The sequence below is a fragment of the uncultured Mucilaginibacter sp. genome (assembly GCF_913773635.1).
GTDB lineage: Bacteria > Bacteroidota > Bacteroidia > Sphingobacteriales > Sphingobacteriaceae > Mucilaginibacter.
The window spans coordinates 334,565-347,471 of record NZ_CAJYGQ010000013.1 but is presented as its reverse complement, the minus strand read 5'-3'; the positions used below and the strand labels follow the sequence as shown (position 1 = coordinate 347,471).

11 protein-coding genes are annotated in these 12,907 nt (G+C 41.9%); 8 read left to right on the top strand and 3 right to left on the bottom strand.

The window, feature by feature from the left end:
* Positions 1-35: 35 nt before the first annotated feature.
* Positions 36-884: a carboxylating nicotinate-nucleotide diphosphorylase gene (nadC, locus tag QZ407_RS17085; protein WP_295773352.1), complete on the bottom strand. Its 849-nt coding sequence runs from the start codon at positions 882-884 to the stop codon at positions 36-38.
* A gap of 226 nt (positions 885-1,110) precedes the next feature.
* Between nadC and gpmI the strand changes: the two genes are divergently transcribed.
* Entirely contained in the window at positions 1,111-2,631 is a 1,521-nt protein-coding gene (gene gpmI / locus QZ407_RS17080) for a 2,3-bisphosphoglycerate-independent phosphoglycerate mutase (protein WP_295773349.1), read from the top strand.
* On the top strand, positions 2,618-3,187 hold the full coding sequence (locus tag QZ407_RS17075; RefSeq protein ID WP_295773348.1) for a hypothetical protein: 570 nt from the start codon (positions 2,618-2,620) through the stop codon (positions 3,185-3,187). The genes gpmI and QZ407_RS17075 overlap by 14 nt, the downstream gene beginning before the upstream one ends.
* 16 nt (positions 3,188-3,203) lie before the next feature.
* Here the strand turns inward: QZ407_RS17075 and QZ407_RS17070 are convergent, their stop codons facing one another.
* Together QZ407_RS17070 and QZ407_RS17065 are read right to left on the bottom strand one after the other, a co-directional pair.
* On the bottom strand, positions 3,204-3,980 hold the full coding sequence (locus QZ407_RS17070; protein ID WP_295773344.1) for a DUF3050 domain-containing protein: 777 nt from the start codon (positions 3,978-3,980) through the stop codon (positions 3,204-3,206).
* A gap of 278 nt (positions 3,981-4,258) precedes the next feature.
* Positions 4,259-6,625, bottom strand: coding sequence for a glycoside hydrolase family 127 protein (locus QZ407_RS17065; protein WP_295773342.1), 2,367 nt, complete (start codon positions 6,623-6,625; stop codon positions 4,259-4,261).
* 210 nt (positions 6,626-6,835) lie between these two features.
* On the opposite strand from QZ407_RS17065, the gene QZ407_RS17060 reads away from it, so the two are divergent.
* From QZ407_RS17060 to QZ407_RS17035, 6 genes are all read left to right on the top strand, one after another.
* Positions 6,836-7,420 (top strand): TetR/AcrR family transcriptional regulator, encoded by a 585-nt coding sequence (locus QZ407_RS17060; RefSeq protein ID WP_295773339.1) that lies wholly within the window; start codon positions 6,836-6,838, stop codon positions 7,418-7,420.
* Positions 7,421-7,467: 47 nt separating this feature from the next.
* A complete protein-coding gene (locus tag QZ407_RS17055; protein WP_295773337.1) occupies positions 7,468-7,929 on the top strand; it encodes a hypothetical protein in 462 nt (153 codons plus the stop codon).
* A gap of 9 nt (positions 7,930-7,938) precedes the next feature.
* Positions 7,939-8,253, top strand: a complete 315-nt coding sequence (locus QZ407_RS17050; RefSeq protein WP_295773335.1) for a DUF3817 domain-containing protein — start codon at positions 7,939-7,941, stop codon at positions 8,251-8,253.
* A 248-nt stretch (positions 8,254-8,501) separates the two neighbouring features.
* Complete coding sequence (locus QZ407_RS17045; RefSeq protein ID WP_295773333.1) at positions 8,502-8,873, top strand: methionine-R-sulfoxide reductase; 372 nt, start codon at positions 8,502-8,504, stop codon at positions 8,871-8,873.
* Positions 8,874-9,396: 523 nt separating this feature from the next.
* Positions 9,397-10,371 carry a ribonucleoside-diphosphate reductase small subunit gene (locus QZ407_RS17040; RefSeq protein ID WP_295773330.1) on the top strand — a complete coding sequence of 325 codons (975 nt, stop codon included), beginning with the start codon at positions 9,397-9,399 and terminating at the stop codon, positions 10,369-10,371.
* A 138-nt stretch (positions 10,372-10,509) separates the two neighbouring features.
* On the top strand, positions 10,510-12,888 hold the full coding sequence (locus QZ407_RS17035) for a ribonucleoside-diphosphate reductase subunit alpha (RefSeq protein ID WP_295773328.1): 2,379 nt from the start codon (positions 10,510-10,512) through the stop codon (positions 12,886-12,888).
* Positions 12,889-12,907: the final 19 nt, after the last annotated feature.

Below are 12,907 nucleotides of genomic sequence, written 5' to 3'. Positions count from 1 at the left end.
CAATAATACTAAATCAAATAAAATACACGGGGCTGTTATTGTTTAACAGCTTTTAAACTCAGGTCTAAACTTTTTACCGAATGTGTTAACGCACCAACCGAAATGTAATCTACACCGCAGGCAGCGTAATCACGTATATTATCAGCAGTGATGCCTCCCGATGCTTCAGTTGCATACCTGCCGGCTACAATGTTAACGGCCTCCCGCATGTCAGGAATGTTAAAATTATCAAGCAGTATTCGGTCAATACCGCCTACGGCCAGTACCTGCTCCAATTCATCCAAATTGCGTACTTCTATTTCAATAGGCAACTTTTTATTAACGGTTTTTAGGTATTCCTGTGTATTATATAAAGCCTCGCGTATGCCGCCCGAGTAATCAACATGATTATCTTTTATAAGTATCATATCATATAACCCAAACCGGTGGTTAACACCGCCGCCTATGGCAACTGCCCATTTTTCAAGATAACGGAAACCGGGTGTTGTTTTGCGGGTATCCAAAACCTTGGTAGTAGTGCCGGCCAGTAAATCGGTTATCTGGCGTGTTTTGGTAGCAATGCCGCTCATACGCTGCATGCAATTTAATACAAGGCGTTCGCCGCGTAAAATGCATTGTACATCGCCTTCAACCTCAAGCACTACGTCTTTTGGTTTTATATCGGCTCCGTCTTGTATAAATACTGTAACCTTTAAATCAGGATTAACAATGTGAAATATTTCCTGTGCCAGTTCTACTCCGGCCAATACGCCGGTATCTTTAACCAGCAGGCGTGCTTTGCCCTGTGTGCCCTCGGGTATGGTTGCCAGGGATGTATGGTCGCCATCGCCAACATCTTCGGCCAGCGCCCTGTTTATAAAATCGTCAATAAGTTGTTTGTCCAAAACAATAGATATTTGTCGGTTCAAAAGTAAAACAATTAGTGAGTATTTAGTTTTTTGAATTTTATTGTTACGTTGGTGATTTTATAGCTGTGGCTGGTATGCTACAAACCTAAAGAGATATAGAGGTGGTTTTACTTGCAACAAGCAAAACACCACCATGTAATTTTCACACTAACTTAACTGCCTAAGCCGATTGCTCATTGAAACAAAAAATTATATTTGCAACGTGGAAAACAAAAAAGTAGCCTTACTGATACTTGATGGCTGGGGTTACGGCCGTCGGGATGAATCGAACGCCATTTATATGGCCAACACGCCTTTTTTTGATGAGATGCTGCAACAGTATCCTAACTCTAAGCTCGTTACATCGGGAATGGATGTGGGTTTGCCTGATGGGCAAATGGGCAATTCAGAGGTTGGTCACATGAATTTGGGTGCCGGACGCGTTGTTTACCAGGAGTTGGGCCGTATACATAAAGCATGTGATGACCACGAGCTATCACAAAATAGTGTGGTAAGGGTAGCCTTTGAATATGCGCAGCAAAATAATAAGGATGTTCACTTCATAGGTCTTTTGTCTGACGGTGGCGTGCATTCACACACCAGGCACGTAAAGGGGTTATGTGATGCTGCTACCGAGTATGGCTTGAAAAATGTATTTGTACATGCATTTTTAGATGGCCGCGATACCGATCCTAACTCAGGTATTGGCTTTATTACTGATTTTGAATTATCTATAGCTAATCAGCCGGTAAAAATAGCTTCGGCTATAGGCCGTTATTATGCCATGGACAGAGATAACAGATGGGAACGTGTTAAACTGGCTTATGACTTAATGGTAAACGGAACCGGTACCCCGGCAACTAACCTTGTTGAAGCGGTTAAAACTTCGTATGCCGATGGTGTAACCGATGAGTTTGTTAAGCCCATTGTTATGGTTAACGCCGATGGGCAGCCGGTGGCACAAATAAAGGACGGTGACGTTGTAATTTGCTTTAACTTCCGTACAGACAGGGGCCGCGAAATAACGCAAGCTTTGTGTCAGAAAGATTTTCCGGAGCAAAACATGCACGCACTTAGCCTGCATTACGTAACCATGACCACTTATGACGAAACGTTTAAAAACGTTAACGTTATATTTACTAAAGACGATTTGACCCAAACCCTGGGCGAGGTATTGCAAGATGCCGGAAAAAATCAAATACGTATTGCTGAAACTGAAAAGTATCCGCACGTAACCTTCTTTTTCTCCGGCGGTCGCGAGCGCGAATTTGAAAATGAGCGCCGCATAATGATTCCATCGCCAAAAGTGGCTACTTATGATTTGCAGCCCGAAATGAGTGCAGAAGGTATACGCGATGCCATATTACCTGAATTGCAAAGCGGATGGGCCGATTTTATTTGCCTTAACTTTGCCAATACTGATATGGTAGGCCATACCGGTGTGTTTGAAGCCGTAGTTAAAGCTGCCGAAACGGTTGACAGCTGCGTTAAAACGCTGGTTGAAACAGGTACCCAAAATGGTTATTCATTTATCATTATTGCCGATCATGGTAATGCTGATTTTATGATAAACGATGATGGATCACCAAACACTGCTCACACTACCAACCTGGTTCCGTGTATTTTAATTGATAAAGATGATAAGCAGATTAACGATGGTAAGCTGGGAGACATTGCGCCTACTGTATTGAAAATTTTGGGTGTGAATGTACCAGAGGCTATGACCGGTAATGTGTTGGTATAAATTGTTGAAATATAAGGTTGAGCTTTGCTGCGGCTTGTTGTGTATAGTTGTGCTGGCCTCGTGCCGGCCAAATGTGCGCGAAAGTTCGGTTGCCAACCGCTACTTCAATTTAAAAACGTTTATCAATGCTGATTCTGCACGGCTTAACAAGTTGCCTTTAACAGTAATTAAAACGGTAAGGCATAATAATGATGTTGCACAAACCAAAGAGCTGCAGATAAAAAACTGGGGACAAGAGCTCGCGCCTTTCAGTGCATCGGATATTAATAAGCCTGCATGGAAAGATAGTTACAGCATTATTAACAAAGCCGATTCGGTAGTTTATGCTGCACTTGAGGATGACCTGGTAACCCGCCGGATGGTGATTTACCGTGCAGGTGAGAAGGTTAAACGAATTAAGATTAATAATTACACAAAAAACCTGCTGTATCAAACTACCGAACAGCTTGATTATTATCCCGATTCGCTTTATAGTATTGATAAACTGCAGAAGGTAAGATTTTTAGGAAGCAACCGGTATATTATATCGGGTAAAATAAAACAGGCGCTTAAGTAGTTAAGCGCCTGTTTCATTAAGCAGATATTTGGGACAGTATTCCATCCCATAATGCAATGCGTGCCTTAAGAGCTTCTTCAACGGCTTCAGTAGCTTCCTGCCATTTGTGTGTATCTTCTCCGCACAACTCAGCCGTCATTTCATATGCAAGTTGCGAGTGATGATCGCCGTCTACTTCAATATGTCTTTCAAGGTAATATAAAAGCAAATCTACTTTACCCGGAAATTGGCTGCTTATCTCCTTTACCATGCTAATAAACATATCAGGGATTAAATCTTCCCTGCCAAATGTAAATACAGCTGCTTGTAGGTATGATTTGTTGGTGTTAATAACCTCAAAGGTATGTTTTACAAATTCACGCGCAGCATTAGGTATTGCTGCATTATTAAGAGCCGTGTTTATTTCGTGCAACTTTAATTCATCAAAAAGTGAATTTATATAAGCCATTTTACCACCGGCCTGCTCCATTGCGCGTAAATAAAGCTCAAAATGGCTTGTACGGTTTCCTTCGTTATCAACGTCGCTTTCTTCGCCGGTTACAATTTCATTAATCAGGTAACGGGTGTTAGCGTTTCCTGCCGGCATCCAAGGTACGTTAGTACAGGTGAGTTTTTGCTGTAGCGCTTTCAGTAACGACATAAAATCCCATACGGCAAAAATGTGGTGTTCCATAAACACCGTGAGGTTTGGCAGGGATTGTATGTTTTTATATAGCGGATGCTGAATGAGCTGCAACCGTAAGGGTTCAATGCGCTTTTTGAGAGATAGTATGTTTTCGTTCACTAATGACATAAATTCTAAAAAAAATCAGACGAAGTTAAACTACATTAACGAAGTTGACCCTGATACAGATTTTTATGACGGAATTTTGATATGCTGGTCTTTTACGAACAATTCATCTGCGTTTCAACTTTACCGTCACGATGAGGCGACGAGCACCACCGCTTTTACTGTAAAAGAGTTTATTAGATGCGCAAACCAAAAGCATTGCGCCTGTGGAAGCGCCAATGTATACCCGGAAAACTATTCTGTTTGGCTACTAGTAGCTGATTGATTAACTACCGTACTTATCACGGTTTCAACAGCCTTACTTCGTAAACATTTGCTACAGCCGAGCCTTGTGAGGCCATAAACTTTACCTCCAATGTGGTAGACTTGGTAATGTTTGTAGGCAAGGCATAATCTACATCAATAAACTTATCACCGCTTGAGCCGTCAAGCTTAACATGACTTAGTAAAGTGTCGTTTATCAGCACATCAAACTCGCGGTTACGTTCACGACCGTGATATGTGATACGTAATTTTGTAGCCGTACCCAATGAATTTTTAAGAGTGTAACTAAACCAGCCTTTAGCATTGCGATAATGGCGTTCAGCAAAGAGCCCGTTGTCGGTGTTTTCGCCTTTAAAATTATGGTCATTTTCGGGCTGCTGCTCGCCGGTGTTTACTAGGTCAACAGTTTGGGCATCTAAAGCTTGTTTTTTAGCTTCTTTTTCTTTCATGGCTGCAAGTACGGCAGGCAATTTCTGAGTGCTGGTATAAGGCCAGTAAATGATGTAGCGCGTGTTTTGCAGAGTATAGAAAGGTACCAGTTTCAGGTTTTTGTAATTATCCTGATAAATCAATTTCGCCGCAGAATAACTCATCAATCCATTAGTTGCTTCTGTGCTGTTCTGTACATCTTTGTTAGCTGCTACTATCATGGGTGCTTCATCTAAAGGCATCAACGCACCAGATGCTATATGACCCATGCGGCTGTCATCTGCCGTTTCACCTACCAAATCGTTTTTACCCATGTCGGCAGCTAGCACTATGGGGCCATGCAAAAACGCAACCCAGTCCGATCCATCGGGCAAAAATTCGGCACTGGTGTGCATAGGTAAAGTAACCGTTACAACATCGCCCGTTTTCCATGTACGCTCAACTGAGGTGTAGCCTTTAGCATTAATTTTGACTATTTGTTGCTTGCCGTTTACTGAAATGCTCATTTTACCATCTTGTACCCATGAAGGGCTGCGGAAATTAAGCGCAAAACGACTGGCTTTTTTTAACTTAATTGTTAGCCTGGAGTTTTCATTGTAGGGAAAGTCGGTATCCTGGGTAACAATTAAACCTTTTTGTTTCCATGTGAGTGTTGATGCTATAAACAAGTTTACAAACAGGTCATTTTTGTTATGTGCGTATATAAGCTCGCCATATTTGCCATGGTTTTCCAGACCTGAGCCTACGCAGCACCAAAACGCTTCCTGAGGTTGTGAGTAAGCGCGGTAATGGCCCGGGCGTATAGGAGTAAAGTACACAAAACCACCCTCTGGCCTTTGCGACGATAAGATGTGATTGTATAAGGTGCGTTCGTAATAATCCATATACTTACGCTCGGGGTGATTTAAAAACAGCTCCTTGCTTAGCTTAAGCATGTTGTACGAATTGCAAGTTTCAGGCCCCTCGCGCGATTCAAGCATCGGCATAAAGTTATCAGTAGCGTTGAAATGCTCGCGCACACTATTGCCACCAAAGGCAATAGTTCGTTTATAAACCACGTTATTCCAAAAGTAGTTGGCCGCGTTATCCCATTTTGGGTCATTGCTTAGCTGCGCAATACGCTCAAAACCTATTACTTTGGGTATTTGCGTATTGGCATGTAAGCCTGTAAGCGCATCCTTATTCTGCAACAGCGGATTGAGTATAGCCTCGTGTGAAAACTTGCGTGCGAGCGACAAATATTTCTGGTTACCGGTAATGCTGTATACATTGGCAAAAACCTCATTCAGTCCGCCATGTTCACTGCGCATCATTTGTTGCGCCTGTTCATTTGTTAAATTATGTGTAATGGTGTCAAACCAGTCGGTAAGTTTAATGAGCATGGTTTTGGCCTGAGCATCTCCGGCTACGGCATACGCATCATATAAACCGGCAAAAAGCTTGTGAATGTTGTATAACGGTACCCATTTCCCGTTAAGGCCAAAGGTAGACGCATTAATTTTGCCCTGCTCAATTTCATTCCACATGGCTTTACCGCCGGGTATGCCGCCTATGTATCCATTGCCGTTGGTATGCTGGCAGCGTTTAAGTTCAGCAATCATATAATCAAGCTTTTGCTTAACCTCGGCATTACCTGTTGATGCATACATCAATGACAGCGCCGATAGATAATGCCCACCTATATGGCCGTCTAAACCTGTGTTCTCCCAATTACCGTATGGCTCAGCTTTAGGTTTCAATCCGGCTTCACGCAGGTACGGGGCAAGTAATCTATCGGGGTTAAGCGATAGCATATACCGCATATCTGTTTCCTGCGCCTGATTGAAAGGGCTTGGCAATAGTTTTACCGATGATAGGGTGAAGCTCTGCAATGCTGTAGAAGAATTGACCTGAGCAAATGAAAGCGCGCTGCAAACGCTGAGCGATAACGCACAGATATAATTTTTTAACAACATGATTGAACAATGAGCGGGTTTATAACTGTCAATTACACAATTATAATCAATGTGTACATTATTAGCAATGTATTATGAAAAATTATCTTACCTGATGGTTAAATAATCTAAACCGTCAGGTTTTTGTAAGCTTAGTAATTATCAAGCTTACCATTTCTTTATTTCAACATAAGACATTATGTTTGCAAAACATACTAATTGGTATTTTTTATGTCAAAAGCAGCTGTTACCCGGTTAAATATCTTAAAAAAGGCGTTTGAGCTTATTTACCGCAATGGGTTTCAGGCTACCAGTATTGACGATATTATTGCCACCACGCAGGTAACGAAAGGAGCCTTTTTTTACCATTTTAAAAATAAGGAAGAAATGGGCCTGGCGATGATCAGCGAAGTAATGCACCCGGGTATGCAAGAAGCCATGATTAAGCCGTTATTGGTAGCAGAAGATCCGGCAACGGAAATTTATGCCATGATGAAGGGACTGCTGCAATCGCCCATGTTTGATGTGCGGTATGGATGCCCGGCAATTAATCTTATCGAAGAAATGTCGCCTCTTAACGTGCAATTTAATAAAGCGCTGCACAAGCTTTTCGGTGAGTGGACTAAGGCCATTGAGCATGTGATTGAACAGGGTATTAAAGCAGGTACTTTTAATAAAAATACTGATGCACAGCAGGTTGCCTATTTTATAATTTCGGGTTATGGCGGTATACGTAATATGGGTAAGCTGCTTGGTACTGAAGCTTACCAGGTTTATTTAAAAGAACTTAAAAACTACCTTAATTCATTAGCTTAATTTTTCACTAAAAACATACTAAATGGTATGTTTTATAACTCACACTTATGCAAGTACTACTTTTTACACACTCTGTAATGCGCTGGCTAGTTTTGGGAAGCCTGGGCTGGTCTTTTTGTAAAGCTTACGTAGCCTACACCAACAACAAGCCGTTTACTAAAAGTTTGAACAAATTACGGCATTGGACGGCCACTATAGCACATATTCAGTTGATGATTGGTATTGTGCTGTACTCGCAAAGCGCAACGGTTAAAGCTTTTTTTGCAGGGCTAAGCAGCAATAGCCGTATTACCGACCCTGCATTTTTTGGTGTTATACACATTACGCTAATGCTGCTTGCTGTTGTGCTGGTTACCGTTGGCTCGGCCATGGCTAAACGCAAATCCAGCGACTCCGAAAAGGCAAAAACTATGTATATATGGTTTGGTATAGCCTTACTTGTCATATTTGTTGCCATACCATGGCCTTTCTCGCCGCTGGCACAGCGTCCTTACATTCGTGCACTTTAAATTTTGTATATGTTGTCTTTACTTAAAACTAACGTAGGCCGCTTGCGCATCATCGGCTTTTTAGAGGGCATTTCGTTACTGATGCTGATTTTTATTGCCGTGCCTTTAAAATACTATGCACATAACCCGGCCATGGTTAAAGCTATCGGTCCGGCGCATGGTGCCCTGTTTCTTCTGTTTATATTTAACACCCTGAGCGTTGGGGTAGAGCAAGGCTGGCAGTTTAAAAACACCACCTGGAAAGTACTGCTGGCCTGCATAATTCCGTTTGGTACTTTTTATATTGACAAGCAGATATTGTACAAAATTGATGTAAAGCACTGAATTATGGCGGTGCGGGCGTTCAACTGCCTTCAAGGCGTTTAATTGGCTCGACTGAACACCTGAAGGCGAAGAGACTTTCTGCGATTTTCCGAAAGTAAAACTTAAACCCATAGTGATCATAAACTGTTACAAGTTTGGTCACCGGTGGGTAAACAAGTGTTGCTGTAAAACCAATATGGCACAAAATGAGTATATTTATTTGAGCTACGGTGCAGCTATAAGCACTCGAAGTTTACTCATTACATTATATGAAATACAACGAATTAACACCTGAAGAAGAACGCATTATATTGTACAAAGGCACCGAGCGTCCGTTTACAGGGGAGCTGCTCAACAATAAGGCACAGGGCCTGTATGTATGTCGCAGGTGCGACGCACCGCTTTACCGCAGCGAAGATAAGTTTGAGTCGTTTTGCGGCTGGCCTAGCTTTGATGATGAGATACAAGGTGCCGTGCGCCGCGAAACCGATGCAGACGGTAGGAGGGTTGAAATACTGTGTAACAATTGCGGAGCACACCTGGGTCACGTTTTTACCGGGGAGCGTTTCACCTCAAAAAACACCCGCCATTGTGTAAATTCGGTATCAATGAAGTTTGTACCGCTTGAAGAAGCAAAGTAGTTCAACTTTTTTGCTATCCGCATAAAATTCAGTTTACAATTAATTGTTATTTTACTAACAATGCGAGCCTGCGTAAGCAGGCTTTTTTTATGCTTTTTGTTTACAGCACTTTAGCATTTGCAAGTGCTAAATTAAATGATAAATTTGCTAAAACTATTAGCTGCGCGATTTGTGCATGACAATTAAATGTCATTGTAAATCATTGAAAAACAGATATGTAAATTACAAGGCATTTTTAACCTATATATTTACTAATATCTTTTGTGGATAACTTTTAGCCGTTGTTTATAACTCCTGTGAACTACTTTAAGGGTTGAACTGTACATTTGTTATGCAAATTTTTAGTGCACCGCCGCGAGGTGGTAAGGTAGCCAAACATCCCCTAAGGCTGGCCATGATAGGTGCGGTTGATTAAGCCATAACCAACGTAAGATATAAGCATAAACAGCATCCAATCAGTAGGTTGGTGGTTGGTTAGGCCGCTAAAGTTTGGGGTTAAAAAAAGATAAATAAGATACGATATATGAGCCAGGAAAACGAAGTTTTATTAAGAGAAAATAAGGACAGGTTTGTTATCCTGCCAATCAACTACCCGGCAATTTGGGAGATGTATAAAAAACATGAAGCCAGCTTTTGGACTGCCGAAGAGATTGACCTGTCTGACGATATTAAGCATTGGGAAAACCTTAATTCTGGTGAAAAGCATTTCATTTCGCACGTGCTGGCATTTTTTGCAGCCAGTGACGGCATAGTGAATGAAAACCTTGCCGTAAACTTTATGAGCGAGGTACAGGTACCTGAGGCACGCTGTTTTTATGGTTTCCAAATCATGATGGAAAACATTCACTCAGAAACTTATGCGTTGCTGATTGATACTTATGTGAAAGATCCGGTTGAAAAAGACCGCTTGTTCCACGCCATTGACACCGTGCCTTGTGTAGGTAAAAAGGCTGAGTGGGCCCTTAAATGGATTGAAAACGGAACCTTTGCACAACGCCTTGTAGCATTTGCAGCAGTTGAAGGTATATTCTTTTCAGGAAGTTTCTGTTCAATATTCTGGCTTAAAAAACGTGGTCTAATGCCTGGCCTAACGTTCAGCAACGAGCTGATATCACGTGATGAGGGCATGCACTGCGAGTTTGCCTGTTTGTTATACAGTATGTTGCAAAACAAACTAACTAAACAAGAAGCTACCTCAATTATTACCGATGCTGTGGAAATTGAGAAAGAGTTCATTACAGATGCGCTTCCGGTTAAATTGATTGGGATGAATGCCGATTTAATGAGTCAATACATTGAGTTTGTAGCCGACCGCTGGCTGGTTGAGCTGGGCTACGATAAGCATTACAATGCTACCAATCCGTTTGATTTTATGGAAATGATTTCATTGCAAGGCAAAACCAATTTTTTCGAAAAACGCGTTGGCGATTACCAAAAAAGCGGTGTATTAAATGCTCAGCCATCAAGCCAGGCATTTTCACTCGATGAGGATTTCTAAGATTAGTAAAAAGTAGTAAGTACTCAGTAAAAAGTAGCAAGACTTTAGCTTGGCGGCAAAGTAAATACTAAGTACTTTATACTTACTACTAAAAAAATATACCTACAACAAAAACATTAACACTTAACAGCTTCCAAGATGTTTGTAATAAAAAGAGACGGCAGAACTGAGTCGGTAAAGTTTGACAAAATTACCGCGCGTATAGAGAAATTGTGCTATGGCCTTAACCCTCATTTGGTTGATGCGGTAGACGTAGCAAAAAAAGTAATTGAAGGTTTATATGACGGTGTAACCACATCTGAGCTGGATAACCTTGCAGCTGAAACAGCGGCATCATTAACTACCAAACATCCCGATTATGCTCAGCTGGCATCGCGTATTGCGGTCTCTAACCTGCATAAAAACACCATCAAATCGTTCAGCGAAACCATGCGTAAGCTGTACAATTACAAAGACCCTAAAACCGGCAGAAATGCGTCTCTGATTGCCGATGATGTATGGGCTGTAATTGAAGCAAACGCTGATATTTTAGACAGTAGCATTATATACGACCGCGACTTCGGTTTTGATTATTTTGGTTTTAAAACTCTTGAAAAATCATACCTGTTAAAGTTAGACGGCCGTATAGCCGAACGCCCTCAGCACTTGTTTATGCGCGTGTCGGTAGGCATCCACAAAGATGATGTGGAAAGCGCTATTAAAACATACAACCTGATGAGCGAGCGTTGGTTTACCCACGCTACTCCTACGTTGTTTAACGCCGGTACACCTAAACCTCAAATGTCGTCATGCTTTTTATTAACCATGAAGGATGACAGTATTGAAGGTATTTACGATACGCTGAAACAAACTGCCCAAATTTCGCAAAGTGCCGGTGGTATAGGTTTAAGCATCCATAACGTACGTGCAACAGGTTCATACATCAGCGGTACCAACGGTACCAGCAACGGTATTATTCCAATGCTGCGTGTGTTCAATGATACTGCCCGTTACGTTGATCAGGGAGGTGGTAAACGTAAAGGAGCCTTTGCCATTTATTTAGAGCCTTGGCACGCCGATATTTTTGAATTCCTTGATCTGCGTAAAAACCATGGTAAAGAAGAAATGCGTGCACGTGACTTGTTCTATGCCCTTTGGGTATGTGACTTATTCATGCAACGCGTTGAGGCTAACGAGGAGTGGAGCCTGTTCTGCCCGCATGAAGCACCAGGCTTAGCCGAGTGCCACGGTAAGGAGTTTGAAGAACTTTACACCAAATACGAAAAAGAAGGCCGTGCCCGTAGAAAGGTAAAAGCACAAGAACTTTGGTTTGCTATACTGGATGCCCAGGTAGAAACTGGTACACCTTACTTATTATATAAAGATGCTGCAAACGGTAAATCGAACCAGCAAAATTTAGGTACCATCAAAAGTTCGAACCTGTGTACCGAAATTATGGAGTACACATCGGCTGATGAGGTTGCCGTTTGTAACCTGGCTTCATTAGCGTTACCACGTTTTGTTATCAATGGCGAATTTGACCACGAGAAACTTTACGAGGTGACTTACCAAGCTACATTAAACCTGAACAAGATCATTGATCATAACTACTACCCGGTTAAAGAGGCCGAATATTCAAACCTGCGTCACCGCCCAATTGGTTTAGGTGTACAAGGTTTGGCTGATACGTTTATTTGCCTGCGCATGCCTTTTGAAAGTGAAGAGGCTAAACAATTGAACAAAGAGATATTTGAAACTATCTACTTTGCCTCAATGACCGCATCAAAAGATTTGGCTATAAAAGATGGCGCTTATGAAACCTTCCAGGGTTCGCCATTATCTCAAGGTAAATTCCAGTTTGATTTGTGGAACGTACAACCGGCCAGCAACCGTTGGGATTGGGAAGGTTTGCGTAAGGAAGTAGTTCAAAATGGCGTTCGCAACTCTTTATTAGTTGCTCCTATGCCAACAGCATCTACCTCTCAAATTTTGGGTAACAACGAGTGTTTTGAACCATACACTTCAAACATCTACACCCGCCGTGTATTAAGCGGTGAGTTTGTTATTGTGAACAAGCACCTGTTGCGTGATTTGGTTGATTTAGGTTTGTGGAACAGCCGCATGAAAGATCAAATCATCAGCGCTAACGGATCAATTCAGGATATTGCCGAGATTCCGCAAAACATCAAAGACCTGTACAAAACCGTATGGGAAATTAAAATGCGTAACATTATTGATATGGCTGCTGATCGTGGTGCTTACATTTGCCAATCACAGTCACTTAACCTGTTTATTAACGCGCCTAATGCTTCAAAACTAACTTCAATGCACTTCTATGCATGGAAAAAAGGTTTGAAAACAGGTATGTACTATTTGCGTACTCAGGCGGCTTCACAAGCAGTTAAGTTTACCGTGGAGAACCAGGGCGGTAAAAACATGGACCCGGTTATCCCATCACAAGTAGCTACTGTAGAGAATGATGTGCCGGCAGGTCCGTCATGCTCAATGGAAGAGGGTTGTGTAACCTGTTCAGCATAATTAAGCAAGTTTTAAGTAT